Consider the following 25,453-nt stretch of genomic DNA (forward strand, 5'->3'; position numbering starts at 1 on the left):
TCACCACTTCGGCTCGAAAAGTGGTCTGCTGGCAGCGATTTACGAGACGTTCTACGAGGGGCTGCGGCACGCCATCGCCGATGCCCATCTCCCTGCGGCCGATTGGTCGACCCGCGAGCACGAACGCACCCGCCGTTTCGTCACCTATCACTTCGCCGATCCGCTGGCCGCCGTCCTGCTCGACCGCACCGCCCTGGACCCGCAGCTCACCGAGCTGGAAGCGGTCTACATCCAGACCATGAGCGCCAACGCCGCCGACAACATCCGCCGCGGCCAGGCGCGCGGCGAGATCCCCGCCGAGATCGACCCGGAGAGCGCGGGCGCCTTCGTCATCGGGGGTCTACGCCACGGCATCGGCCAGCAACTGCGGCTGACCCCGCCGCCGGACCCGGAAACGGCCGCCGATCGCCTGTGGCGCTCAACGGCCGCCGTCCTCGGACTCGATTGAATCGCAAAGGCAATCGGCTCCGGACCGGCGGCGCGCCGACATCCCAGTCCGACCGCCCGTTAACGCTCGTACTCGGCCATCACCGGTTCTTCATTCTTGTCCTTGCTGGTCATCGCGGCTCGGAAGGTGGTCGCACCGTTCTCGTCCCATTGGCCGTCTGCGGGTTCGAGGTCCTCGACGTAAATCGTGTGGGATCGGCCGTCGCATTCGAGTTTGTCGGTCGCTTTCTTCGAGCCGTCTACGGTCTCGTCGTTGCCGAGCTTCTGCTCGGCGCTGACGAGGATGCTCGCGTACTTGGCACCTTTGGCACAGATGTAACTGAGTTCGACGTCGAAGGCCGTATCGCTTTGCATCGCTCCCTCGATTCTCAGTGTCGCGTTCGCCTCGGCGGCGGCCACGCCACTGGTGGACCCGACAGTCAGCGCGCCAAGTGCGATCACGCACAGCGCAAGCCGTGAAACCCGAAACATAGCCACCCTCTCGTTGAAGTGTGATTGCATACGCCAGACATTTCGGCACAGCGGAAGTTCCGGACGGCAAGAATTCTTCCCGCTGCGCGCAGCGCTCGGCGGCACCGCGAGTCGTAAGGCGTGTCGATGATCGAGACGGGGAGGAGAAGCTGTGGGTTTGCCTGGTCGCATTTCTTCGCGGGAGGTTTCGGTGGAAGAGGCCGATCGGCTGTGGGCGGCCTGGACGCCGGGGGAGGTCGCGGCGCGGCTGTCGGGTGTCGCGGCGCCGTGGTACGTGGCGGCCGGGTGGGCGCTCGACTTGTTCACCGGCGGTGCTTCGCGGCCGCACGGCGATATCGAAATCGGCGTTCCGGCAGCGGGATTCGGTGAGATCGCGGCCGCGCTGCCCGGGTACGACTGGGAGGTCGTCGGTGACGGTCGCGCGTGGCCGTATCCCGCGGCAGCGGAGCATCACTTTCAGACCTGGCTGCGGGAACCCGGGTCGGGTCGCTATCGGCTCGATGTCTTTCGGGAAGCGCAGGCCGGGGATCGCTGGGTGTGCCGCCGTGACCCGTCCATCACGGTGTCGTACGCGGAGTTGATTCTGCGCACCGACGACGGTATTCCCTACTCGATTCCCGAAGTCGCCCTGCTGTTCAAAGCGAAAGGTCTGCGCGCGAAGGACGAGGCCGATTTCGAGCGCGTGCTGCCCGCGATGGACCAGGCGCGGCGCGCGCGATTGTTCGAATGGCTGTCCCGGGTGCATCCAGGGCACGCCTGGCTGGCGCGGCTCTGAACACGGGCAACGAGTTCGTGCTGTGCCTGCCGACGCTCGTACGATGGCGGCATGTCTGGTGCGCAGTTTCGGATCGGCGGAGCCGCGGTCGAAGTCGCGGTCCCGGCGCGGTCGCGGGTCTCGGGAGTCAGCATGGCCGGGTTTCGCGGGCGGGCGGCGAATCCGGTGGAACTGCCGGTGGTGCCGTACCCGGCGGTGACGATATTCCTCGATTTCGGGGACGTCCGGTTGGTCGATGGCGCCGGCGAGAGCGTGCGCGGTAGCAGTGTGGTCGGCCTGGCCCCGGGCAACGTGCGCGGGGGCGGACGCGAGGTCGACCTGTTGCAGATCCGATTGTCTCCGGTTGTCGCGCAGGCGATCTCGGGTGCTGCGGCGGAGTCGGCCGGCGCGGTGGTCGCTTTCGGCGAGTTGTGGGGACGCGATGCCGCACGGCTCGGTGCGCAACTGTGCGCGGCCCGCTCGTGGCACGAGCGATTCGCGATCGCCGAGCTCGCGATCGCCCGGCGGCAGCAGGAAGGTGCTGCGGTGGACCCGGAGGTCGCGTACGCCTGGCGGCGAATCGTCCGGTCTCACGGGCAGATTCGGGTCGAGCCGCTGGCCGGAGAGCTCGGTTGGAGTCGCAAGCGATTGTGGTCCCGATTTCGGGCACAGGTCGGATTGACGCCGAAGCGGGCGGCGCAGCTGGTTCGGTTCGACCATGCGGCGCACCGCCTCGCGGGCGGGGTGGACGCGGCGCGGGTGTCGGCCGAATGCGGTTATGTCGACCAGTCGCATCTGTATCGCGACGCCAAAGCCTTTGCGGGGCTTACGCCTACGGCCCTTGCCGCCGCACCGTGGTTGGCGGTCGACCCCGTCGCGTGGGCCGCGCCGGCGTACGCCTGAGCGCGGAGCCGCAGGAGAACCACCGGTTGAGGGTTTCGGGCGCATCTTCCCGGTCAGCACGCTGGAAGCACCAACCGGCAGTTCAACGATACGGTGAAATCTCATGGGTGCTGCCGAGGAGAACCTGACGATCCCGTTGACCATGGCCGAACTGCGCGAGGTCACGGCGTACGCCTTGGCCTGCGCGGCGCCGGTGGTGCCGATCTTCGAGCGTGCGTGTCCGGGCGATGCACGGGTGCGGGCCGTGCTCGAGCAGGCTCGCGAGTTCGCCGCGGGAGGTAAGCGGACGAAGGCGATTCGTGTGACTTCGCTGGCGGCACACCGCGCGGCGTGGGCAGCCGAAGCGCGCGATGAGCCGCTGGTCGCCGCCGCGGCGCACGCCGCCGGTGCCACCGGCTCGTCGGCCTACCTGCACCCGCTCGCGAAAGCCACGCAGGTTTGGCACATCCTGGGCGCGGCCGCCTACACGGCCTGGGCGCTCGAACTCGACGCGGGCGGAGATCGGGAAGCGGCCGGCACTCACCTCGCCCGGGCACGGGAGTGGGCCGGTCCTACCGTGCTCAGTGTGCTGGCACGGTACCCTGCGGCACCGAACGGTCGAGGCCGGGCGGGCGAATTGGTACGTACCCTGGACCGGGCGTTGCGGCGCGGTTGAATTCGCCCGGCCTGACCCGAGTCGAGAATCCACGCCATGAACGGTTCAGCGGCGGGTGGTCTGGTTCAGTTGTTCGAGGCATCGTCCAAGGTGCCGTGTAGCAGGACCACAGGAGTCCGATGTCCGTCATCGGGCGTGCAGGCGCGAACGTCGGCCGGGGCGGCGGCAGCGGGGGCGACGGAGAGCGCACACGTCGCCGTGGCGACGGCCCCGAGGAGACGGAATCGCCGCGCGCTCATATGGTCGGTACGCCCAGGACGCGCACCCGCTCGGTGAAGTCGAGGTAGCCGACGTTGCCGGTACCCGACCACAGCTGTTGTGCCATGATCGGGAGTCGTTCCCGCACCGGCGCGATCATCTGTTCCTCGGTCATCGCGGTCGGATCGTCGCACCACACATGCAATTTCGAACCGAGCAGGTGTGCCCGCTGGTCCGGGCGCAGGCGGCTGCCGTTGACGAAGAGCCCGGGATCCCAGGCGTAGAGCAGCGCCGGTGGTGTGTTCATCGGCGCGGCGTAACCGCCGGAGGCCCAATAGGTGGGGGTGAACGCGGAGTTGCCGAGCGTGTGGCCCTGATCGGCCAGCTGTTCGGGTCCGTTGTCGCTGCCCGACCAGGGCAGCAGGCCGTTGCCGCCGGTCCAATGGTCGACGACGATCGAGGGGTGCACCGGAATGCTTGCGCCGCGCGGGATTCCGTCGTTCCACACGCGAGCGGTGCGGCCGTAGGAGCGCACGATGTCGTTCGCCCAGTTGACCGTGTCCACCACCAGATCCGCGCCGGCGGCCCAAGGACCCAGCTGGGTTCTGGCCGCCGCGGTGAGCTGGGGATAGCGCGCGAAGTCGGATACGTACTCGTCGCCGCCGAGGTGGAAGTAGCGCCCGGGGAACAGAGGCACGAATTCGTGCAGCAGATCCTCGATGAGGGGGCGGGCGCGGGGGTTCGACAGGTCTATCCGGCCGTCGGCGGTGCCGGCCAGCAGGCCGTCGGTGGCGGCGTCGATCGGGCTGGTGGTAGCGGGATGCAGGATGAGGTCCGGATGCGGAGCCAGGATGGCGTTCATATGCCCCGGGAAACCGATTTCGGGAACAACCTCGATACCGAAATCGGCAGCGTAGGAAATGATCTCGGTTAGGTCGGCGGTGCTGTAGTGCTGCGCCGAGGTGATCTCGGGATGACTGCTGCTCGCCGGCCGGAAACCGTAGTGGTCCGACAGATGCAGTTGCAGCAAGTTCATCCGATAGAACGCCATCTCGCGGATACGCTGCTTGATCCAGTCCACGCTGAGGAACTGACGGCCGACATCGAGCAGCAGCCCGCGCTCGGCGAAGTCCGGCCAGTCGGTAGCGGTGCCGCGGGGCAGTGTGGTCGACCGCGAAAGCCATTGCAGCAGAGTTTGCGTCCCGTACCCGACACCCTGCGCGGTGCGTGCGGTCACGGTCACGAGGTCGGCGATCTCGATGCGATAGGACTCCGGCTCGGCCGGGCCGGACGGATCGACGCGCAGCACCACATCACCGGGCCGCCCCGGATCGGTGCCGGCGCCGACGGCGTGACCGGCCCGGCCGAGATCAGCGGCCAGTCGAGCGGCGACCGCGCCCACCGGGCCGGTGTCGGTGACCCCGGGGCGCCGGCCGGTGCGAGTGTGAATTGCCCAGGGCCGGTATCGAATCGGCGCACGCCGGGTACGCTCACCGGCGCCGCGGCGGCGGCTGCGGCGGGGGTCGGTGCGAGTGCCAGCGCCAGGACGGGCAGCGCCAGCAGCGTCCGGCGGTTCACGCGTCGCCGACCGGAAGCTGCACCGTGGACGGCGCCGCGAAGACGACGGTGCTGCCCAGCGGCGTCGAACTCTGGAACGGAATCGGATCCTGGGAGGTGACGGCGAGCGAAAGCCGGTGCCCCGGTGCGATATTCCAGTAGGTAGGGGCGAGGTCCCAGGCCATGGCGGCCGGTTCGCCCGGTGTCAGTCCGCGCCGGGTCAACGGCCAGTAGCTGATCGCCTTCCCGGTTCCGTCGGGCGCTTCGTCGTAGAGGATGCCCACGAGCGTCAGTTCGGTACTGGGTGGGATCACCGTGAGATCCAATCGCGGATGGCCCGAGACCACACCGCCGCCCTCGAAGGGTGCGCTACGCCATACCCCGGCCCTGGTGCGGTCGATACCCTCGATCGGAATCGGCGGTGCCGCCCCGAGCTGCGCCAGGGTGCCGGTGACGTAGGGCACGGCCGAGACCGCGATGGTAGGCGCGGAAACTGTTGGCTGGGACCAGCGTTCGCCGGGATCTGCGCCGATCACGCCGACGGCGGGCGCCGACAGGGGGAGGGTGCACACGGTCCGCGCGGCGGCGGCGACCGAATCGAAGTACACGTACGGCCCGGTGCCGGCCGGTTCGATCGTGACGGCGGGTTCGTTCTCGATACCGTTCGCCGCGCCGTTGGTGTAGTGATCGAGCCAGCGCAGCGCGGCATCCCAGATCGGATTGGGCAGGCCCACGATCTGGCCCGCACCGCCGCCGGTGGAATGATCACCCGGTTGCAGGAACAGCTTCCTGGGGCCGGTGAGTCGATCGAACTGCGCGTAGACCGGGTCGACCGGCAGCAGGCTGTCCTGCCAGTCGTGCGCCAGGAACACGGCCGTGCCGTTGGCGTTGAGCGCGGGCACCGCCTCGGCCAGCAGTTGCGCCGACGGCAACGAATCGAAAGCACCGCCCTTGCCCCGCAGGATAGTGTCGAGTCCGCGCGCCGTGAGATCGGGACTGTACCGGTTGGTCGCGGCGCCCGACAGCGCCAGCGCGACGGGACCGCCGGTCTTCGGTGTGCCGTTGGGCGCCAGAGCCTCGGCCGGGTCGCCGGGCGGGGAATCGGCGACCAGCGCCTTGATCCGCGGATCGTGCGCGGCACCGATGATCGCCATTCCCGCGCCGTACGAACCGCCCGCGATGGCGATGCGCTCGGGATCGACGTTCACGTTCGCGATGGCCCAGTCGATGATCGCGGTGACGTCGGCGGCGTCGTTCGGACCCAGGACGTCGACCTCGCCCTCGGAAAGGTACATACCGCGGGCGGTGTATTCGATGGAGACGAAATCCGCTCCGCTGGAAAGCTTGTAGGCCGAGCCCAAGCTGCCTACCGCCGGCATTCCCCACCCGGACGGCTGAATGACCAGCGGGTGCTTGCGGGCGCCGAAATCGGCGGGCGCGGTGATGACGGCGTTGAGCCGCACACCGCCGGAGCCGGGGATGAACAGCGTGGTGGCCTGTCCGCCGGGAATCGGCACGGCGGTCGCCGGCGCGTCACTCACGGTGAGTGCGGCGGCAGCGAGAAGGGCGGCGGCCAGCGCGCTCGCCGATCGCATCGACATCGAACCTCCTAGTGGCCCAGCAGATTCGCGATGGCGAGTCCGAGGTTGTGCAGCAGCGACAGCGGCGACATCAGGAGGTAGCCCAGCAGCGTGCCGGTCAGATCAGGTGCTGGAAGTTCGTGCATGGGATCGGCCCTGCCCATCTTCGAGGCTGAGCTGGGTACGCAGCTGTACCCATCGCATTCAGGGTAGCTGATCATTTGTGCTTAGAAATGGCGAAACTAATCATTACCAATCATCAGATCATGTGCTGCATTTGAGCGAGGTCCTGCGATGGCGGCCTTTTGGCGGCGGCTATACGGGCTCGGGTGGCCGGATTTGCAATCTTTGTGTCGTTGACGCCATGCGGGACCGGTTGGAGGATGAGTGCATGCCTGCTTCGACCCGCCTCGTGCAACTTGCGGTCTTCGACCGGTTTCAGCTGCTCGACCTGGCCGGACCGGCCGACGTCTTCCACGCGGCGGCGGTCCTGAGCGGCCAGCCGCTCTATGACGTCGAGGTGGTCGCGGCGCGGGCGGGCGGGGTGCGCGCGTCGAACGGGATCGAGGTGACGGCTCGGGCGATCGGTGATCTGTCCAGGCCGGTGGACACGTTGCTCGTGACCGGCGGAGTCGCGTTCGGTCCCGCACGCAAGGACCCGGAGCTGATCGAGGGGATCCAACGGGTCGCGCGGCGGGCGCGGCGCATCGGTTCGGTCTGTTCGGGCACGTTCCTGCTGGCCGAGGCCGGACTGCTGCACGGCAAGACGGTGACCACGCACTGGGCGGGCAGCAGCGGGCTCAGCGAGCGCTACCCCGATATCGACGTAGCGCCCGATCGGATCTATGTCCAGGACGGCCCGATCTGGACCTCTGCGGGTGTGACCGCGGGCATCGACCTCGCGATCGCCTTGATCACCGCCGACCACGGTCCCGACCTCGCCCGGGAGATCTCCCGCTGGCTGGTGGTCTATCTGCACCGACCGGGCGGGCAGAGTCAGTTCAGCGCGCCCGTCGCGGCCGGGCCGCCGCGCCTGGCGCCGCTTCGCGCCCTTCAGGTCTGGATCGAGGAGAACCTCACCGCGGATCTGTCGCTGGAGGCGCTGGCCCAGCAGGCGGGCATGAGCACCCGCAACTTCTCCCGCGTGTTCGCCGCCGAACTGGGCACCACCCCGGCGCGCTACGTGGAGAGCGTGCGGGTCGCGGCCGCGCGCAGACTGCTGGAAACCACCGACTACCCGTTGGATCGCGTCGCCGTCGCGGTCGGACTACGCCGCCCCGAAACCCTGTACCGCACCTTCCAGCGACTCCTCGGGGTAGCGCCCGGCGAGTACCGGGAACGCTTCGCGCGCCCCCGTTCCGCCGCCCTCGAACGCCCGGATTTCGAACTCTCGGACGTCTAGGCGTTCCAGCACCATCGAAGACAAGGGAATATCACTATGGCCGACCATCCGCCGCAATCAGCTTCTGCCGCCGTCGAAGACGGCACCGCCGCCGAGGCCGCGGCCGATACCGCGAGACCTGCCCCGGCACCCGCCGACGTGGCAGTGCCCGCCCGCGACGGCAGCGGGCTGCAGATCGCCATCGTCCTCTATCCCGGCATGACCGCGCTGGACGCGATCGGACCGTACGAGGCGCTGCGCCTGGTGCCCGGCAGCGAGATCCGTTTGGTGAGCAACGAAGTCGGCCCGATCATCACCGACAGTGGCGTGCTGGCCTTGGGCGCCACCCACACCTTCGCCGAAACCCCTGCTCCCGATGTGGTTCTCGTGCCGGGCTCCGGGACCGATACCCCGACCGCAATGGCGAACAAGGAGCTGACCGGCTGGTTGGCCGCGGTCCATCCGCACACCAAGTGGACGACCTCGGTGTGTTCGGGCGCGCTGATCCTGGCCGCGGCCGGGATTCTGCCCGGGCACCCCGCGACGACGCACTGGTTCGCGCAGAAACCGATGGCACTGCTGGGCGTGGAGTCCCGTCCCACGGAACGGATCGTGCGTTCGGGCAAGATCCTCACCGCCGCAGGGGTTTCCGCCGGAATCGACGCCGCACTGTGGTTGATCGGCGAGATCTACGGTACCGAGCGCGCCGAGATCATCCAGCTCTTGATCGAATACGACCCGCACCCGCCCTACGACGCGGGCCACCCGTCGAAGGCTTCGGCGAAGGTCATGCGCAAGGCCGTCGCCGAGATGACGTTGGAAAGCGCCAATGTCCGGTCCACGGTCGCCATCGGCACTGTCGCATGGCAACTGGCGCTCACCAGGATTCGCGGCAGGAAGCGGCACTGATCCGACGGCTCAGCGCCGGATCGTCTTGGCACGCATGAGGAATTCGGCGAGATAGCCATCGTGCGGCAGGCTCGGGTCCAGCCGGTTGGTCGGATGGTAGCCGAGGTGGACATTGCCGATGGTGGGTTCGCGCACCAGGTCGGTGATCAGCTGCTCGTCGTCGGTACAGGCGGTGAGCACCAGCGTGTTCCGCAATGGTGCGAGGCCCGCGGCGCGGTCCCACGGCGCGAACCACACGCAGGGGAAGGGGAGTTCCGCGCCGACCTGCTCGGCGTACGGACTGTCCACCTGATGGACCGCCGGACGGAGCACGGCGCTGCCGTCGCCCAGGTCCTCGACGATGCCGTCACCGCCCAGCCAGGCCCGGGTTCCGGCGGCACGTTTGCGCAGATGGTCTTCCCACCGGCGCGCCGTGTCGATCGGGTACACCGGCAGGATCGCGCGTTCGTCTCCGGGCGCCAGGCCGGGCAGGGCTGCGAGCCGCGCGGCGACGGCGGCCGCGACCGGGCCGGGATCGCCTTCGACCAGCACTGCGGTGGCGTTGACGCAGCCGACACCGCCACCGCCGCTGACGGATTCGACGATGGTGTCGACCGCGGCGGACCAGTCACGATCGGCGGTGAGCAGAATCTTGGACCGGCCCGGCCCTTGCGGCAGGATGCGTGGATCGCCGCCGTACGCGGCCACGACGTCCGCGCCGCCGTAGACCATGCCGAGGTCGGCCAGACCGAGGATCTCGCCGGCCACCTCGTGCGCGGTCGGCAACAGCACCACCTGGTCGGCACCGAACCCCGCCGAGCGCAGGGCGCTGATCAGCCGGTGTGGTGTGAACGGTTCCCGCCGCGAGGGCCGGACGGCGACCCGGTACCCGAGAGCGAGCGGCTCCAGCCAACCCAGGTGTACCGCAGGGTGATTGCCCGCCGCATGGACGGCGAAGACCTCGCCGCGCCGGGTCCACACCGCCGCGCCCGCGCGGGTCGACGGATCGCGCCAGTCGCCCACCGCGCCGGACGGGCGCGCGTTCTGGCCGATGCGGTAGGCCTCGGCGGCGGCACCGGCGATATCGTCGGCGGCCTTGCGCACCACCGTGATCGGCAAGCCGGAGACCGCGCTGACCGTGCGCTGGTACTCCGCCGCGGGCACGGCGGCGACCGTCGAAGTGGCGAAGGCCCGGCCCGCGCGGGCGATCGCCGCGATCCGCTCGTCGACCGCCAGTTCCGGCGCCCGGCGCAGCGCCTGCATGGCCCGGGTGACGTACAGCCCGGGCGCGAGACTCAGTGTCGCGACCGGGTTTCCGGTGCGGTCGTGCAGCGTCTCCTGCTTGCGCGACCGATAGTCTCCCTCGGGACCGAGGGCATCCAGGTGCAGCATCAGTACACCCCTTCGATCACCGGCGCGCCGCCGAAGGTGGCGACCGGGGCGACGTCCGCGACGGAATCGCCGAGGCCGCCCGGCGGCGGCGGAACTCGAACCCCGTGGTCGCGTTCGGTGTTGTTGACGAGCAACGCGGTCCGGCTCAGGTGGTGCATCACGACCTGACCGCGGGCGCCGTAGGGGACCGTCTCGCCGGTCGCCGGATCGATGACGCGGAACGTCGTGTAGGGCGCGAAAGTATCGAAGACGCAGGGTTGTTCGTCGCCGAGTCCGGGGCGTTCCACGGCGGCGCCGAGAATCATCGTGCTGCCGTACATGCCGATCAGCAGTGTCCGCGGAAAGACCTCGCGGCGCAGGAGGTCTCGGGTGTCCGCGTCCAAATGCGCGCCGCCCCAGACGATGGCGCGGACCTTGCGATTCACCAGGTCGACGAGATCGTCGTGGCGGGCCAGCCGCGCCAGCAGCGGTGGGGTCGAGACGAGCACTCCGACGTCCTGGCTGCGCAGCAGGTGGCCGATCTGCTCGATCAGGTGGTCGGTGTACGCGTCGGCTTCGGCGCCGCGCCCGTCGGCAATGAGTCGTTTCACCCAGCGTGGATCGAGATCGATCCCGAAGTTCACCAGGTGGCGTGCGGTGCACAAACCGGCGATCGTCGCACCGACGCCGTGCGGCCCGCTCGGAATGGCACTGAGCCAGTCCGCGTCTCGCGGCACGCCGAGCGCGTCGAAACGCGCGCCGATCCAGTCGACGGCGCGGCGTTCCCAGTCGGCGGTGAACACGACCCGCTTCGGTTGCCCGGTGGTACCGCCGCTTTCGTAGACGTGCACCGGATGGCTGTCACCGTAGCCGCGGGGGATCAGGTCGCGCACCGCGACATCGCGCAACTCGTCCACGACATTGGGAAAGCGGACCAGATCGTCGAGACCCTGGATATCGGTCAGCGGATCGAAGTCCAGCGTCGCGGCCCGGGCCAGCCAGAACGGCGAGCCGGTCGCCGCGCTGAAGTGCCAGCGCATCATCCTGCGAACGAACTCGTCCGGATTGTGCTCGGTCATGAGAACTCCTCTCGTACAACAGCATTCGAACTCACGCGGCGCGCCGGAGCGGCCGCCTCCGCTGTCGACGTTAGGTTCGGGAGATACATAGCGTCCAAGACCGAATGCGCCATGAATTCATGCCTGGCGGGTTATGAGAAGATCGTGGCCGTGGATCTGTTGTCGCTGCGGTATTTCCAGGTGGTGGCGCGGCACGAGCACATCAGCCGGGCGGCCGCGGAACTGCGCGTGGCGCAGCCCTCGCTCAGCCGCACCATCGCCAGGCTCGAAGCCGAACTCGGGGTGCCGCTGTTCGATCGGCAGGGCAGGCAGATCCGTCTGAACCGGTTCGGCGCGGCCTTCCTCGCGCGAATCACCCGTGCGCTCGCCGAAATCGACGATGCCCGTGCGGAATTGGCCGATGCGGCCGGACTGGCGCAGGGCACGGTCGCGGTCGCCTCCGAAACGCTGCTCTCGCTCACCGAATTCCTGGCGGAGTTCCGCGCGCGGCACCCCGGGGTCGAAATCCAGCTCTACCAGTCCACGGCCGAACGGATGAGCAGACAACTCGCCGCGCGGGAGGTCGATGTCTGCCTCGCCTCGCAACCGTTGCGCGGTCCTGCGTTGCGCACCGTCGAACTCTTCCGGGAGCCGGTTCTGCTCGCCGTGCCGCCGGGCCATGCGCTCGCGGACCGGCACACCGTCTCGGTGGCCGAACTGGCCGACGAGCCGATCGTCACGACCCGGCCGGGTTATTGGCAGCGTGCGCTGACCGACCGCCTGTTCGCCGCGGCCGGGCTGACGCCGAACATCACCGTGCAGGGTGACGAACTGGCCGCGGTGCAATACCTGGTGAGCGCGGGTATCGGTGTCGGGTTGATCCCGGACATGTCGCGGCGCGCCGCCGCGCATCCGGCGGTCCGCTGGGTCCGGCTGGACAGCCCGGACTGTCACCGCACGCTGCGGGTGGTCTGGCGCGCGGACGCCTACCTGTCGGCGGCGGGGCGCCATTTCCGTGACTCGCTTATCGCCACCGCCGATCATGAATCACGCGACTATCACGACGGCCCTTTGCCGCGATAAGTCAGCTTGTCCCGGTGTGTGCTCGTTGTAATCGAGCACCATTGCGGCGGAACAACTTTGTGATATCCGTCAGCTATTGACGCGGCGTTGACATCTGGGTTTGGATGCTGAATTCTTGCCGGGTGACGGGTAAGGACGAATTGATGACGCTGCCGAAACTGGCCGACCATGACATCACGCAGCTACGCGAGGTCGCGGACCGAATCGCGACCTTGATCCAGCGGAACTCGGACAGCAGCGGCGGTCTGCCCCGGTTCGTCGAGGCGCTGCGGCAGAGCGGACCGATCGCGGAACTGCTGATCGAGTACTCGGTCCGCTGGTTCAACGACAGCAACGGCGAGTCCGTCCTGCTCAGCCCGGAGCTGTACTGGGTGCTCACCGAGACCGTGCCGCCGGAGGAACGGGGTACCGCCGGCGAGGGCCTGGGACAGGCCGGTATGAACTGCCATCCCGTCACCCGCACCCGGCAGATGCTGCTGATCTGTGTGCTGGAAAAGCTGTCAACCAGGCCGTGGCGCCCGGAGACGCCCGAGGAAGCCGCGGCCATGGTCAAGCGGCGCTACAGCGATACCGCCCGCCCCGTGCTGCCGACCAGGGCGACCCAGCAGCCGGTCGGCGTAGAAGGCGTGATCACTACCGCACAGTTCCCGTAGCCACCGCCCCGGCGCGAACTCCTCGCCTCAGTTCCGGACGCCCAGCGTGGCCAGCAGCACGTGCATATCCGAATTGATCCAGTACTCAGCGATTTTCGCGTTCTCGATGCGCAGGATGTCGATCCCCGTGAACCGGATCGCGGTGCCCGCGGGAGCGGTCGCACCCGGGAAGCCGCCGCCGTAGGTGCCCACGGCGACCCAGCGGACGACGAGGTGGTGACGGTCGGCGATCGGCCCGACCTCCACGCTGAACACGAGCTCGGTGAAGGCGTTGCGGACCTCGGCGATCCAGTCGACGAGCGCGTCGGATCCGCGGACCGCGTCGCCGTCACCGCCGTCCAGCATCGCGGCGTGCAGCCGGAAGTCGGCGGCGATCAGATCGTCGGCGTAGGTGTAGACGCCGTTCCACAAGGTGAGCCAGCCGTCGAGCAGCTGCCCGGGTGCCGCAGCGGTGTCGAGGGTGCGCTGTTCCATGATCGTTCTCGCTTTCGATGTCGTTGTGTCCGGACTGTTTTCGGGTTTCCCCTCGGCTGTCCGGGCGGGCCGCCCCAAAGTCTGCTGCCGGAACTACCGCGTTCGCGTCGGCGATATCTACCTATCCGCGAGGTGACAGCTGGTTGCGGGCAGGCCAAGATCGGCGGGTGAACTATGTGGTCGGTCGATCGGCGGAGACGGCGCGGTTGCTCGCGCTGCTGCAGCAGGCGCGGGAATCGCAGGGTGGCGCGGTAGTGCTGCTCGGGGAGCCCGGTATCGGTAAAAGTCTGCTGCTCGATCAATTGGCCCGGGCATCGTCCGGGTTCCTGGTCATGCGGGCCACCGGCGCGGAGTTCGAGACCGAGCTGCCGTATTCCGCGCTGCACCAGTTGTGCGCCCCCGTCCTGGAGCACCTGGACGCGCTGCCCGCACAGCATCGCAGCGCGTTGCGGATCGCGTTCGGTTTGGACACCGGCACCCCGGACCCGTTCCTGGCCGGCGCCGCGGCGCTGGGTCTGCTGCTCGAACACGACCGCCCGCTGTTGTGCCTCATCGATGACGCGCAGTGGCTCGACCACGCGTCGGCTCGCACCTTGGCGTTCATCGCGCGCCGGATCGGCGCGGAGCGGGTGGCCCTGGTCTTCGCCGCGCGGGCGGAGGTGGCCGAGTTCGCGCAGCTGCCGCAGCTCGAGGTGCAGCAGCTGAGCGAAACCGAGGCGCGCTCGTTGCTGGCGCACGAGTTCCACGCGTCGCTGGACGAGCGTGTGCGCGACCGCATCCTGGCCGAGGCCCGCGGTAACCCGCTGGCCCTGCTGGAACTGCCGCGTACCGCGGGCGCGGCGGGCATGGCGGGCGGTTTCGACTTGCCCGCGCCGCGGGCGGCCGAGCGTAGCTTCCGGGCCCGGCTCGCGGAACTCACCCCGCAGGTGCGTCTGCTGCTCACCGTCGCGGCGGCGGAACCGATCGGCGACCCCGGCCTGTTATGGCCCGCCGCAGCACTTCTGGGAGTCGCGGACGCGGCCGCCGAGGAGGTGCCGCTGGTCGAATTCGGTGCCCGCATCCGGTTCATTCATCCGCTGGCGCGGTCCGCGGTCTACCAGGCGGCGTCGCCGGTCGAGCGGCGCCGGGCGCACGGCGCGCTCGCCGAGGTGAGCGATCCGGTCACCGATCCCGACCGGGTCGCCTGGCACCGGGCACTCGCCAGCGCCGGTCCGGACGAGGCGGTGGCGCTGGCGTTGACCAGGTCGGCGGCGCGCGCGCAGGCGCGCGGCGGCGTGGCCGCGGCGGCGGCGTTCCTGGAGCGCGCGGCCACGCTGACCCTCGACCCCGGCTTGCGGGCCGAGCGCATGCTCGCGGCGGTCGAGGCGAAACTCTCGGTCGGGGATTTCGCCGCCGCGGCTGAGCTGCTGTCGACCCTGGCGCCGGAGGACCCGCGCGTGGATCTGCTGCGCGGCCGGATCTCGTTCGCCCGCTTCCGCGGTGGCGATCTGCCGACCGTTCATCTGCTGCGGGCCGCCGCGCGGCTGGCCGAGCGCGAGCCCGCTCGCGCTCGGGCCTGTTATGTGGACGCGTTCGAGATGAGCATGCTGATCGGCGGGGTGGCCGCGGTGGTCGAGGCAGCGCGTTGCGCGCCGAGCGCGCCGGAACCGCGCGGCAGTGCCGACGGCATCTTGGACGGCATGGTCGCGCTGACCGTCGAGGGGCACGAGGCCGCCGCGAAACTGCTGCGCCCGCTGGTGGCCGACCGCGCCGACGACGCGTGGTTGCGGTGGCCGACACTGGGCTATCTGCTCGCGCTGGAGCTGTGGGACCTCGACGCGATGCGGGAGATCGCGCAGCGTGTCATCGCGTCCGGGCGTGAGCTCGGCTCGTTTCACCTGCTGCCGATCGGACTGGCCATGCTGGCGCCGGTGGCCGCGATGGCCGGCGATTTCGGCACCGTGACGGCGCTCATCGCCGAGCAGGAGGCGATCGCGGAGGCCACCGGCGCGGCACCGCTGGTTTATCCGCGCATTCATCTGGTCGCGCTGCGCGGTCGGCGGGCCGAGGCGGTGGAGCTGTTCGCCGGCGTCGGGCCGGAGATGACGCTGAGCGTGCAGTACGCCACGGCCGTGCTCAACAACGGTCTGGCCGACTATCCCGCCGCGCTGCGTGCCGCCGAACAAGCCGTCGCGTCCGGCGATCTGGGCTTGTCCGGGCTGGCGTTGCCGGAATTGGTGGAGGCCGCGACGCGTTGCCGCCGGCCGGATCTCGCGCAGACCGCGCAGACCGCGCTGGCCGCGCTGGCCGAGCGCGCACGTGCGGGTGACCACCCGTGGGGACACGGAATAGCTGCCTACGCAAGGGCTTTGGTGGAGGACGACGAGTCCGCCTACTTGGCGGCCATCGCGTTGCTGGACGCCGGCGGTCCGGCGATCGCGGGCGCCAGGGCGCATCTGATCTACGGCGAATGGCTGCGCCGGGAAGGGCGTCGCCGCGAGGCCAGAACCGAACTGCGCCGGGCGCACGAAGCGCTGACGGCGCTCGGCACGGAGGCGTTCGCGGCGCGGGCGGCGGGCGAGCTGCGAGCCACGGGCGAGAGCGCACGCAGTCGATCCGCGCAGGTCGCGGACACGCTCACGGTGCAGGAGACGCATATCGCGCGCCTGGTCGCGGGCGGCGCGACCTCGAAAGAGGTGGCGGCACAGCTGTTCTTGAGTCCACGCACCGTTGATGCCCATCTGCGCAACATCTTTCGAAAGCTGGGCATCTCGTCGCGGCGGCAACTGCGGGATGTGCCCGACCTCTGACCGCGATGCGTCGGAATCGTGGTGAGCGCAACCGTGGTCGGCGATTGTGCGTCTCGCTAACGTTCGGTGGTTGAACGTTGTTGTGGAGGAGTGTGCGGTGACCGCTGAGTCGACCCTCGATGTCTTTGCCCCGGTGCATCCGCTGGACGATCCGGTGCGCACCTCGTTGCTCGGCGCGCATCGCCGGTTCGCGGGCTGGGCCGGACGGATCGGCCGGTACGACCCGGAGGTCGCCAGGTTCTTCGGCCACCCGCCGGAACTGGACGAACAGGACTGGGCCGATCTGGCCACCCTGCTCGGACCGGGTGGCGGCACCGCGCTGCGCGGCGAAGGGCATGTGCCGCCCGCGGGTTGGACCGTGCTGGACACAGTAGAAACGGTCCAGATGGACGGCACCGCGCTGCGCGTCGCGCTCGACCCGGAGTTCGAGGTGCTCACCACGGCCGCGGTCCCGGAGATGCTCGACCTGATCGCGCGGACCGAGCCGGGGCCGTTCGCGCCGCGGACCATCGAGATGGGCACGTACCTGGGCTTGCGGGTGGACGGCAGATTGGTCGCTATGGCTGGCGAGCGCATGCATCCGCCGGGCTGGACCGAGATCAGCGCCGTCTGCACCGACGCCGAGTTCCGCGGCCGGGGCATCGCCTCGCGCTTGATCCGCGCGGTCGGCGCGGGAATTCGCGCCCGCGGCGAGACGCCGTTCCTGCACGCGGTCGCGCACAACACCACGGCGATCAGCCTGTATGAAACGCTCGGGTTCACGTTGCGCAAGCGCTCGCGCCTGACGCTCGTGCAGGCGCCCGCCGCCGTGGGCGATACGTCGGTTTTCGTCTAGGCGAATCGCGCGCGCGACCGGGTATTCGTAATAGCGGGGCGGTATCGCCGATAGTCCACCTATGAAACGAGTACTCGCATGTGTAGGTATCGCCGCCACCGCTCTGCTGGTCGCGGCCCCGCTGGCGTCCGCCGATCCCGACGCGGACGCACGGCTTGCCAACCGGCACGACTGGTCCGGTGAGTTCGCTTCACAGAACAACCTGATCCTGTCCTCGCGCATCCTCATCAGCCCGTACGGCACCACGCGTCCGCTGATGTGCAGCGGCGGCGACGGGCACTATTCGCTGTTCCCGTACGACTGCACCCAGAACGACGACAACGGCGTGCCGCATCCGGTGGACCGCGTGCTGCCGCTCGGCGGCGGGGGTATCTGGGTCTACCGCTGAGGCCCCGGGTCGGCCTGCTTGCCGGGTCCGGCAGGTAACAGCAGCCGGTGCAGCAAGTAGGCCGATACCGCGATCAGCAGGGCCGCGTCGAGATAGTGGCAGGCCATCGCGCCCGGATAGCTCGGGCCGCCCCACGCGTTCGCGGTGAAGTTCGGGTCCAGACCGGCCAGAATCTGCACGCCGATCCGGTACGGGCTGTACACCAGGACGGCCAGCGGCATGACGGCGAGCAGTAGTCGGAGCAAGGCGGTGGGGTGGGTCGGGATCGACCGCACAGTGCGCGTCAAGCGTTGCGCCGCACCGTGACTGACGGGCGCGAGGAACACGCTGGGCGACAGGCCGTGCCGGCGTACCAGGTACGTGACCGATGCGACGGCCAGCACGAACAACACGAGATGCGGTCCCCACGCCGCCGTCCCCGCCACGTGGATCTGCGGCTGCGGGGACCGATCCAGGTAGATCGCGCCGCCGGACAGCAGACCCGCCGCGAACGAGATCGCGGCGAGGCCGAGCAGTGGGCGCGAGAACCGTGGCCCCGCCCCGGAGAGCCGCGAGGCAAACGATCGAGTACCCGCGGACCGGGTGTCGTCTCTGTTCATGTCCCCAACTCTGACCCGCTGACCAGGGCGATGTCGTCATCCCGCGGCCGCGAGACGGACACCGCCGCGCGGCCGATGCCGCGGCGCGCATGCGACCTGCGGATGAGTCCGGCGCGCGACCCCGGAGCGATGTGCCTGCGCGAACCGCCGGATACTGTCGGCGCTATGGCGATCACCACCACACCGCCGACCCCGATCGCCGGACCCGTACCGTGGCGTCATCGGCTCCCCGCGGTTCCGCGCCGAGTCGGCCCCGGACCGGACTGGATCGACGCCGCGATCGCGGCCGGTTGCTTCCTGCTCTTCACCCTGCCCGTGCTGGTCGGCGCGACCAGCGGGATAGGTTCGACACCTGCCATCGCGGCGCTCGGCGTCGCCGCGGTGCTCCCGCTCGTGCTGCGGCGGCGGTGGCCGGTCGCGGTCGTCGTCGCGGTGGCGGGCGTGCTGTGTCTGGCGACCGTGCTCGGCGTGCGCTTCACGCCGTGGGTGAGCAATACCGGTCCGGCCTTCGGCGTCGCCGTGCTCACCCTCGCCGATCGCCGCCCGCGCCGCGAGTCGCTGCTCGTCACCGGCGGTGCGCTCGTCGCGCTCTATATCGTCGGGTGGCTCGGCGCGGACCTGCATCCCGACCAGGAACAGGATTTCGTGCAACTGCTGATCGCGGTGCCCGCCTGGCTGCTCGGCGATATGCTGCGCACCCGCCGGGCGTATCGGAACAGCCTGGCGGAGCAGCAGATTCGGCAGGCGCGCGAAGAAGAGCGCCGGATCCGGGCCGAGGAGCGGTTACGCGTCTCGCGCGAGGTGCACGATCTGATCTCGCACACGCTGAGCATGGTCGCCGTGCGTTCCGGAGTGGCCCGGCTGGTTCTGGACGAGCGGCCGGGGGAGGCGCGCGCGGCGCTCGGCGCGATCGAGACGGCCAGTCGCTCGGCGTTGAACGAGTTGCGGCGGGTGCTGGCGCAGATCCGCGAGTGCGGCCCGGACCCCGAACCGGAGGATCCGGGGCTCGCCGAGATCGCGAACCTCGTGCAGGGACTACGGCACGAAGGGCTGGACGTGGCGTATCAGGTGGTCGGTGCGCCGGTTGATGCCCCGGCGCTGTTGCAGACCACCGCCTATCGGATCGTGCAGGAGGCGCTGACCAACGTCGTCAAGCACGCGCATACCGACCGGGCGTGGGTCGAGATCCGCCACGCGCCGACCGAATTGCAGGTATCGGTCACCGATGCCGGTCCGGCGGCGGGCCGCGCGGCCGAGGCCGACGGCAGCGGTTCCGGACTCGGATTGCTCGGGATGCGCGAACGGGTTTCGCTGTTCGGCGGCCGGCTCGACGCCGGACCGCGGGCCGAGGGCGGCTTCGCCGTCCGCGCGTCCCTTCCGCTGCCGCGGGACCCCGATGAGCGCTGACCACGAACCTGCGATCCGGGTGCTGATCGCCGACGACGAAGCTCTGGTCCGCGCCGGCTTCCGGGTATTGGTCGAGTCCGCACCGGATCTCAGCGTGCTCGCAGAGGCGGGCAACGGCGGGGAGGCGGTCCGGCTCGCCCGGCAGCTGCGGCCCGACGTGGTGCTGATGGACATCCGGATGCCGATCATGGACGGCTTGGAAGCGATGCGGCACTTGGCCGTGCACGCGGACGGGCCGCGTGTCCTGATCGTCACGACCTTCGACCAGGACGAACACGTCTTCCAGGCACTGCGCAGCGGCGCAAGCGGTTTCATCCTCAAGGACTCACCACCCGAGCAGCTGCTGCACGCGATCCGCGTGGTGGCCGCCGGTGACGCCCTGCTCACGCCGAGCATCACCCGCCGGATGATCAGTGCGTTCGCCCGCAGGCCCGCCGCGCTGCCCGCGCTGCCGGACGGGCCCGCCGCGCTCACCGGCCGCGAGCGCGAAGTGCTCGAACATGTCGCGGCGGGCCGCTCCAACGCCGAGATCGCCGCGACGCTGCACCTGAGCGTGGCCACCGTGAAAACCCATGTGGGCAGGCTGCTCACCAAGCTGTCGGTGCGTGATCGCGCCCAACTCGTCGTGCTCGCTTATGAAACCGGCATCGTGATCCCGGGCAATCGCTGACCGCCGTGCGCCGGCCGATGTGGCGAAATGCCCGAAATCATCCGCTGAATTCTGAAAGCCGTTCGGATTAAGTCGGATTCGAGAACTGGGGATCGCGACTCGGTGTTAAGCTCGCCGTGGGCATCGAGTGTGGGAGTTATCCGACATCGGTGGCGGTGGCTACTGTGAGTTTCGCTGAGGGAATTGACGCGATGATCGTTGTCCGGAGTACGGCGGAATTACACGAGGTTTTGGCAGAGCCGCGGGCGCGGGGCAAGAGCATCGGCTATGTGCCCACCATGGGCGCCCTGCACGAGGGACATCTCGCCCTCGTCCACGAGGCGCGCAAACGTGACGACGTGGTGCTCGCCTCGATCTTCGTGAATCCCTTGCAATTCGCGCCGAACGAGGACTTCGACGCCTACCCCCGCGACGAAGAAAGGGATCTGGCGCTCTGCGAGAAAGCGGCGGCCGATATCGCGTGGTTGCCCACGGCGGCCGAGCTTTTCCCGCCCGGCTTCGGATTGCACGTCGCGATTCCGCACCTATCCGCGGTGTTGTGCGGCGTGGGCCGGCCGACCCACTTCGCCGGGGTCACCACCGAGATGTCGAAGATCCTGATCATGCTCGCGCCGACCGCGGTCTATCTGGGGGAGAAGGACTTCCAGCAACTGGTGGTGATGCGCGCGCTCGTGCGCGACCTGGGCCTGCCGGTCGAGGTGCGAGCGGTGCCGACCGTGCGGGAGCCGGACGGTCTGGCCTTGTCCTCGCGCAACGCCTACCTCGGCGACACCGAAAGGCCAACGGCCGCGGCGCTGTTCCGCATCCTGTCGGAGACGGCGATACGTTTGCGGGCCGAGACCGGCGCGGTGGACGAGGCGCTCGCCGCGGGACGCCGCGCCCTGACCGATGCCGGTATCCAGCGGATCGACTACTTCGAACTGGTCGATCCCGAAACACTGGGCCCGGTGCGCACCGGCGTGCCGGATGCCAGGCTGGTGGCCGCCGGGTGGGTGGGACGCACCCGGCTGATCGACAACATAGCGGTGTAGCACCGAGAGTCGGTGCCGCAGTAACAGATTCAGGGGGGTCGGGGCGCGGGAGGCGACGATGGACATGATGGCGGAGCTGCTGGCGGCCGTGTCGGCGGAGGTCGACGCCCGCCGATTGCCCGGCGCGGTCGTCGCGGTGACCGAGAACGGAGCATTGATCGACGTGCGCTCTGTCGGTCAGCTCGACCCGCAAGCCGGTCGGCCCATGCGCGACGACGCTCTCTTCCGCATCTACTCCATGACGAAGGTCTTCACCGCCTTGGCCGCCTTGGCGATGGCCGCCGAGAACCGAATTCGGCTGACCGATCCGGTCGCGGCGTGGTTGCCTGGTTTCGCCGACAGCCGCGTGGCCGTGGACGGTGCGCTGCGAGCACCGAAACGCCCACCGTCGCTACAGGATCTGCTGCGGCAGACCGCGGGCATCGGCGGTGGATTCCACACCTCGGCGCACCTCGCGCCGTACTACGCGACGGCGCAGGTGCGGAAATACGAGCACACCGGCGCGCGGCACACGCTCGACGAGGTGGTGGACAACCTGGCCCGCCAACCACTCGCGGCCGACCCCGGCACGGTGTGGGAGTACGGCATGGCGATGGACGTGCTGGGCCGGGTACTCGAGCACGCGGACGGCAGGCCGCTGGACGAGCTCGTCGAGCAGCGAGTGTGCCGTCCACTCGGCTTGCGCGACACCGGCTTCAGCGTCGCCGCCGCCGACCTGGACCGGGTCGCCCAGCCGTTCGCCGACGCCCCGGCGACCCCGAAAAGGCCTTGTCACTCATCAGGAGCGGCCGGCGTGGCGATCGGCCGGGTCCGGCGGCTACGCCGCCGCTGCGGATTTCGCCACGCTGCTGTGCGCGATCACACCGGATCGCGACGGCGTGCTGTCGATCCCGGCGCTCGGGCCGTTCACCCGGGAACTGTTCGTGGACCAGATCGGGCCGTTGGCCGGTACCGGTCCGGACTACATCCCGGGCAAGGGCTATGGCTTCTCCTACGGGCTGCACGTGCCGAGCAGCGATCCGGCGTGGGCAGCACTGGATCCACGCGCGCACACCGTCGGCTGGCTGGGGCGTGCCGCGACCAGCTTCGTGTACGACATTCCCACCGGTATCGGCGCGGTGCTGATGACCCAGTGCTACGGGCGCGCGGTGCACTACCGGGATCAGGTCCGCGAGATCGTGGCGCGCCAGGCCTCGTCATGGACGTGAGCACCGACGAACCGATCGTCCGGGTGCGCGGCCTGCGCAAGAAGTACGGCTCGTTCCTCGCCCTGGACGACGTCGGTTTGGCCATCGGACGCGGCGAGATCTTCGGGTTGCTCGGTCGCAACGGCGCCGGGAAATCCACGGCGCTGGACATCATCTGCGGACTGGTCAAACCGACAGCCGGGCAGGTGGAGGTCTTCGGTACCGATGTGCGCAGGCACGGACGCCGGGTCCGGCGGCGGATCGGCTATGTCCCGCAGGACAATACGGTGTACCTGCCGATGACCGTGTGGCAGAACCTGCGCTTCTCCGCGATCGTGCGGGGGATGTCGCGCGCCGCCGCGGGGCGCCGCGCCGCGGAGGTGATGGAACGGCTGGGGCTCAGCCACATCGCCGATCGGGGCGGTGCGCACCTGTCGGGCGGCGAGCGCCGCCGGCTGTCGATCGGAATGGGTATCGTGCACGCGCCGCCGTTGATGGTGCTGGACGAACCGAGCACCGGCGTCGACATCGATTCCCGGCAGGCCATCCACCGCCTGCTCCGGGAGCTGCGCGGGGAGGGCTCGACGCTGCTGTACACGACTCACCACCTGGATGAAGCCGAAAGCCTCTGCGACCGCGTCGCGGTGCTCGACACGGGCCGGGTCGTCGCCACCGCGGACGTGAAAAGCTTTGTGGCCGAATATGGCAGACCGTACTGCGAGATCGTCAGCGATCAGAGCGAGGCGGTCACGACCCTGTTGCGGGCGGCGTTGCCCGCGACCCGGATCACGCTGCACGGCGGACGGATTCGGGTGGCTGCGGAGCAGCCGGAGCAGGTCGCGACCGTGGTCCGCGTGCTCGGCGCGAGCAACCTGCCCGTCAAGGACGTGCGCGCGGTGCCGGTGTCATTGGAGAACGCCTTCCTGCATGCCGTCGAGCGGGCTCCCGGATCGGCGACCCGATGACGCTCACCTGGGCTTTCCTCCGGAAAGAAGCGGCTACCTGGCGCCACGATCCCACGCTGTTCGTCTTCCTGTTCGCGGCGCCGCTGCTGATGCAGGCCCTGCTGAGCGACGCCTTCGCGCGCCTGACCGGCGGCGCCGGGGCCGACCAGACGGTGCCGGGTTTCACCATCATGTTCGGCTTCTACGTCATGATGTTCATGGGCACCGCGCACTACCGCGAACACGCTTCGGGCGCTTGGAGTTCCGTCCGTACCAGCGGACTGTCCCGCGCGACGATGGTGCTGCAGCTGGCCGTGCCGTACTTGCTGTTGTCCGCGGCGCAGATGGCGCTGCTGATCGGCACGGGCCGGGTGCTGTTCGGCGCGACGGTGAACGGCTCGCTCGTCGCCCTCACCGTCTTGATCCTGTCCATCGCGTGGACCGCGATCGCCCTCGGCCTGGTGCTCGTCTCCCTCACGCGCAACGTCTCGGCCATGCAGAACCTGTGCCAGCTGGTGGTGCTCGGCATGGGCGTGCTCGGCGGCGCGGTGGTCCCGGTGCGGTTGCTGCCCGGATGGAATCAGCCGCTCGCGCCGCTGACCCCGCAGTACTGGGCGGTGGACGGGATGCGCGAAGTGCTCGCGCAGCACGGGGGATTGGCGAGCATCGCGCCGCATCTGCTCGTACTCGTCGGCTGGGCGTGCGTGTTGTCGATCGTCGCGACGCTGGCCTTCGACCCAAGTAGTCAGCGTCGCGTGGCCATTCGCTGAACGCGCGCCACAGGTAATCGGAGGTGTCAAGGAAATGGCAGAGACAACGTCACCCAGGGGACGGGTCATCCAGTCGTGGTCACGGCAGGGCGGGCAGGCGCCGCCGCGCATCGTCGGCGGCGACGGCTGCCGGTTCTTCGACGCCGCGGGACGGTCGTATCTCGACTTCGGCTCGCAACTGGTGAATGCCAATCTGGGACACGGCCGTACGGAGGTGCAGGAGGCGGTGCAGAAGCAGGTGGCCACCATGGCCACGCTCGGGCGCCCCTGGGACGTGGAGGTCGTCGAGGAGCTGGCGAATCGGCTCGCCGAGATCACACCGGGCGATCTCAACTCGTTCTTCTTCGCCTGCAGCGGCACGGAGGCGAACGAGGCGGCCATCCGTCTGGCCCGGGCATACACCGGGCGCAGCAAGGTCATTGCGCGCTACCGGTCCTACCACGGCAGCACCGCGGGTGCGTTGACCCTGACCGGTGAGCCCCGCCGCTGGGCCGGTGAGCCCGGGATGCCCGGCGTGGTGCGCATGCTCGATCCCTACACCTATCGCTGCCCGGCCGGGCATCCTACGCCGTGCCCGGTGTGCTCGGGCGCGCCGCATCTGCGCGAGCTGCTCCAGTACGAGGGCGCCGAGAACGTGGCGGCGGTGATCATCGAGCCGATCACCGGCATCAACGGCGTGATCATGCCGCCCGACGGCTATCTACAGGGCATCCGGGAGGTGTGCACCGAGCACGGCATCATGCTGATCCTCGACGAGGTGATGACCGGATTCGGGCGCACCGGAACGTGGTTCGCGTGCGATCGGTGGGATGTCGTGCCGGACATGATCACCTGCGCCAAGGGCTTGACCGCCGGGTACATCCCGCTGGCGGCCGTCGCGGTGAGCGACCGGCTGTCGGGCTGGCTACAGGACACCACCTTCCCGTACGGGCTCACCCACAGCGCCCACCCCGTCGGCTGCGCGGCGGCCGTGGCCGTGCTGAGCGTGTACCAGAAGGAGCGGCTCATCGAGCGCTCGAATCGACTGGGGGCCTTGATCGAGGCAGAGCTGCGGGCGCTGGCCGATCGGCATCCGTCGATCGGGGACGTCCGGGGCGCCGGTTGCTTCTGGGGGCTCGAGCTGGTGCGTGACCGGGTGACGAAAGAACCGCTGGTGCCGTTCAATCCGGACGCCGTGGCCGCCGCGCCGATGACGCGGCTGACCGCCGAGGCTTTCCGGAAGGGCCTGTATCTGCTCACTCACTGGAACATCATTCTGGTGTGCCCGCCGCTGGTCATCGAAGAGTCGGAGCTGCGGGAAGGGATGGCGCTGTTGGACGAAACGCTCTCGCTCGCCGACGAATACGTCACGGAGGTGTGA

The 25,453-nt window shown here is 69.3% G+C and carries 25 protein-coding genes and 1 pseudogene; 19 read left to right on the forward strand and 7 right to left on the reverse strand.

Annotated elements, in window-relative coordinates; translation table 11 throughout:
* A partial coding sequence (locus tag NBRGI_RS22570; RefSeq protein ID WP_029899240.1) for a TetR family transcriptional regulator occupies window positions 1–448 on the forward strand: 448 nt, incomplete at its 5' end.
* A 59-nt stretch (window positions 449–507) separates the two neighbouring features.
* Here NBRGI_RS22570 and NBRGI_RS22575 read toward each other — a convergent pair.
* Complete coding sequence (locus NBRGI_RS22575; RefSeq protein ID WP_148310910.1) at window positions 508–948, reverse strand: hypothetical protein; 441 nt, start codon at window positions 946–948, stop codon at window positions 508–510.
* A gap of 160 nt (window positions 949–1,108) precedes the next feature.
* On the opposite strand from NBRGI_RS22575, the gene NBRGI_RS22580 reads away from it, so the two are divergent.
* The 3 genes from NBRGI_RS22580 to NBRGI_RS22590 all read left to right on the forward strand — a co-directional run bounded on the left by NBRGI_RS22580 (window position 1,109) and on the right by NBRGI_RS22590 (window position 3,230).
* Complete coding sequence (locus NBRGI_RS22580) at window positions 1,109–1,693, forward strand: nucleotidyltransferase domain-containing protein (RefSeq protein WP_235211071.1); 585 nt, start codon at window positions 1,109–1,111, stop codon at window positions 1,691–1,693.
* Window positions 1,694–1,744: 51 nt separating this feature from the next.
* Window positions 1,745–2,575, forward strand: coding sequence for a helix-turn-helix domain-containing protein (locus NBRGI_RS22585; protein ID WP_029899243.1), 831 nt, complete (start codon window positions 1,745–1,747; stop codon window positions 2,573–2,575).
* Between the two features lie 103 nt (window positions 2,576–2,678).
* The gene (locus NBRGI_RS22590) at window positions 2,679–3,230 is read left to right on the forward strand and encodes a putative immunity protein (RefSeq protein ID WP_029899244.1); all 552 of its coding nucleotides are present in this window, start codon (window positions 2,679–2,681) and stop codon (window positions 3,228–3,230) included.
* A gap of 235 nt (window positions 3,231–3,465) precedes the next feature.
* Here the strand turns inward: NBRGI_RS22590 and NBRGI_RS22595 are convergent, their stop codons facing one another.
* Both NBRGI_RS22595 and NBRGI_RS22600 read right to left on the reverse strand, forming a co-directional pair.
* The gene (locus NBRGI_RS22595; protein ID WP_051727955.1) at window positions 3,466–4,830 is read right to left on the reverse strand and encodes a family 20 glycosylhydrolase; all 1,365 of its coding nucleotides are present in this window, start codon (window positions 4,828–4,830) and stop codon (window positions 3,466–3,468) included.
* Window positions 4,831–5,002: 172 nt separating this feature from the next.
* Window positions 5,003–6,586, reverse strand: coding sequence for a CocE/NonD family hydrolase (locus NBRGI_RS22600; protein ID WP_081878194.1), 1,584 nt, complete (start codon window positions 6,584–6,586; stop codon window positions 5,003–5,005).
* 370 nt (window positions 6,587–6,956) lie between these two features.
* On the opposite strand from NBRGI_RS22600, the gene NBRGI_RS22610 reads away from it, so the two are divergent.
* Both NBRGI_RS22610 and NBRGI_RS22615 read left to right on the forward strand, forming a co-directional pair.
* Window positions 6,957–7,967 carry a GlxA family transcriptional regulator gene (locus tag NBRGI_RS22610; protein ID WP_029899247.1) on the forward strand — a complete coding sequence of 337 codons (1,011 nt, stop codon included), beginning with the start codon at window positions 6,957–6,959 and terminating at the stop codon, window positions 7,965–7,967.
* Window positions 7,968–8,135: 168 nt separating this feature from the next.
* Window positions 8,136–8,855 (forward strand): DJ-1/PfpI family protein, encoded by a 720-nt coding sequence (locus NBRGI_RS22615; protein WP_036560411.1) that lies wholly within the window; start codon window positions 8,136–8,138, stop codon window positions 8,853–8,855.
* Window positions 8,856–8,864: 9 nt separating this feature from the next.
* Here NBRGI_RS22615 and NBRGI_RS22620 read toward each other — a convergent pair whose 3' ends face one another.
* On the reverse strand, window positions 8,865–10,226 hold the full coding sequence (locus NBRGI_RS22620; RefSeq protein WP_029899249.1) for an aldehyde dehydrogenase family protein: 1,362 nt from the start codon (window positions 10,224–10,226) through the stop codon (window positions 8,865–8,867).
* Window positions 10,226–11,284, reverse strand: coding sequence for an AMP-binding protein (locus NBRGI_RS22625; protein ID WP_029899250.1), 1,059 nt, complete (start codon window positions 11,282–11,284; stop codon window positions 10,226–10,228). The genes NBRGI_RS22620 and NBRGI_RS22625 overlap by 1 nt, the downstream gene beginning before the upstream one ends.
* Window positions 11,285–11,395: 111 nt before the next feature.
* Here NBRGI_RS22625 and NBRGI_RS22630 point away from each other — a divergent pair, with 111 nt between their 5' ends.
* The gene (locus NBRGI_RS22630; RefSeq protein WP_235211072.1) at window positions 11,396–12,346 is read left to right on the forward strand and encodes a LysR family transcriptional regulator; all 951 of its coding nucleotides are present in this window, start codon (window positions 11,396–11,398) and stop codon (window positions 12,344–12,346) included.
* A 143-nt stretch (window positions 12,347–12,489) separates the two neighbouring features.
* Complete coding sequence (locus tag NBRGI_RS22635; protein ID WP_063048044.1) at window positions 12,490–12,999, forward strand: hypothetical protein; 510 nt, start codon at window positions 12,490–12,492, stop codon at window positions 12,997–12,999.
* Window positions 13,000–13,026: 27 nt separating this feature from the next.
* Here the strand turns inward: NBRGI_RS22635 and NBRGI_RS22640 are convergent, their stop codons facing one another.
* Entirely contained in the window at window positions 13,027–13,473 is a 447-nt protein-coding gene (locus tag NBRGI_RS22640; protein WP_029899253.1) for an ester cyclase, read from the reverse strand.
* 167 nt (window positions 13,474–13,640) lie between these two features.
* On the opposite strand from NBRGI_RS22640, the gene NBRGI_RS22645 reads away from it, so the two are divergent.
* The 3 genes from NBRGI_RS22645 (at window position 13,641) to NBRGI_RS22655 (ending at window position 17,485) form a co-directional block, all read left to right on the forward strand.
* A complete protein-coding gene (locus tag NBRGI_RS22645; protein ID WP_029899254.1) occupies window positions 13,641–16,262 on the forward strand; it encodes a helix-turn-helix transcriptional regulator in 2,622 nt (873 codons plus the stop codon).
* A gap of 97 nt (window positions 16,263–16,359) precedes the next feature.
* Window positions 16,360–17,097: a GNAT family N-acetyltransferase gene (locus tag NBRGI_RS22650; RefSeq protein WP_029899255.1), complete on the forward strand. Its 738-nt coding sequence runs from the start codon at window positions 16,360–16,362 to the stop codon at window positions 17,095–17,097.
* Between the two features lie 61 nt (window positions 17,098–17,158).
* Window positions 17,159–17,485, forward strand: coding sequence for a hypothetical protein (locus tag NBRGI_RS22655; protein WP_014985107.1), 327 nt, complete (start codon window positions 17,159–17,161; stop codon window positions 17,483–17,485).
* Here the strand turns inward: NBRGI_RS22655 and NBRGI_RS22660 are convergent.
* Window positions 17,476–18,084 carry a hypothetical protein gene (locus NBRGI_RS22660; protein WP_200882213.1) on the reverse strand — a complete coding sequence of 203 codons (609 nt, stop codon included), beginning with the start codon at window positions 18,082–18,084 and terminating at the stop codon, window positions 17,476–17,478. The genes NBRGI_RS22655 and NBRGI_RS22660 overlap by 10 nt on opposite strands.
* 165 nt (window positions 18,085–18,249) lie before the next feature.
* On the opposite strand from NBRGI_RS22660, the gene NBRGI_RS22665 reads away from it, so the two are divergent.
* From NBRGI_RS22665 to NBRGI_RS22705, 8 genes and pseudogenes are all read left to right on the forward strand, one after another.
* The gene (locus NBRGI_RS22665) at window positions 18,250–19,491 is read left to right on the forward strand and encodes a sensor histidine kinase (protein WP_036560417.1); all 1,242 of its coding nucleotides are present in this window, start codon (window positions 18,250–18,252) and stop codon (window positions 19,489–19,491) included.
* On the forward strand, window positions 19,481–20,161 hold the full coding sequence (locus tag NBRGI_RS22670) for a response regulator (RefSeq protein ID WP_029899258.1): 681 nt from the start codon (window positions 19,481–19,483) through the stop codon (window positions 20,159–20,161). Before NBRGI_RS22665 ends, NBRGI_RS22670 begins: the two co-directional genes overlap by 11 nt.
* 191 nt (window positions 20,162–20,352) lie before the next feature.
* Window positions 20,353–21,192: a pantoate--beta-alanine ligase gene (gene panC, locus NBRGI_RS22675; protein ID WP_029899259.1), complete on the forward strand. Its 840-nt coding sequence runs from the start codon at window positions 20,353–20,355 to the stop codon at window positions 21,190–21,192.
* A 67-nt stretch (window positions 21,193–21,259) separates the two neighbouring features.
* Window positions 21,260–22,117 (forward strand): annotated as a pseudogene (locus NBRGI_RS49950) (serine hydrolase domain-containing protein); the annotation flags it as partial.
* Window positions 22,071–22,400, forward strand: coding sequence for a hypothetical protein (locus NBRGI_RS49205; protein WP_029899262.1), 330 nt, complete (start codon window positions 22,071–22,073; stop codon window positions 22,398–22,400). The pseudogene NBRGI_RS49950 and the gene NBRGI_RS49205, both read left to right, overlap by 47 nt.
* Entirely contained in the window at window positions 22,391–23,344 is a 954-nt protein-coding gene (locus NBRGI_RS49210) for an ABC transporter ATP-binding protein (protein ID WP_051727958.1), read from the forward strand. The genes NBRGI_RS49205 and NBRGI_RS49210 overlap by 10 nt, the downstream gene beginning before the upstream one ends.
* Window positions 23,341–24,093, forward strand: a complete 753-nt coding sequence (locus NBRGI_RS22700; protein ID WP_029899264.1) for an ABC transporter permease — start codon at window positions 23,341–23,343, stop codon at window positions 24,091–24,093. The genes NBRGI_RS49210 and NBRGI_RS22700 overlap by 4 nt, the downstream gene beginning before the upstream one ends.
* Before the next feature lie 34 nt (window positions 24,094–24,127).
* Window positions 24,128–25,453: an aminotransferase class III-fold pyridoxal phosphate-dependent enzyme gene (locus NBRGI_RS22705; protein WP_029899265.1), complete on the forward strand. Its 1,326-nt coding sequence runs from the start codon at window positions 24,128–24,130 to the stop codon at window positions 25,451–25,453.

The organism is Nocardia brasiliensis IFM 10847 (assembly GCF_000710915.1).
Taxonomy (GTDB): Bacteria; Actinomycetota; Actinomycetes; order Mycobacteriales; family Mycobacteriaceae; genus Nocardia; species Nocardia brasiliensis_A.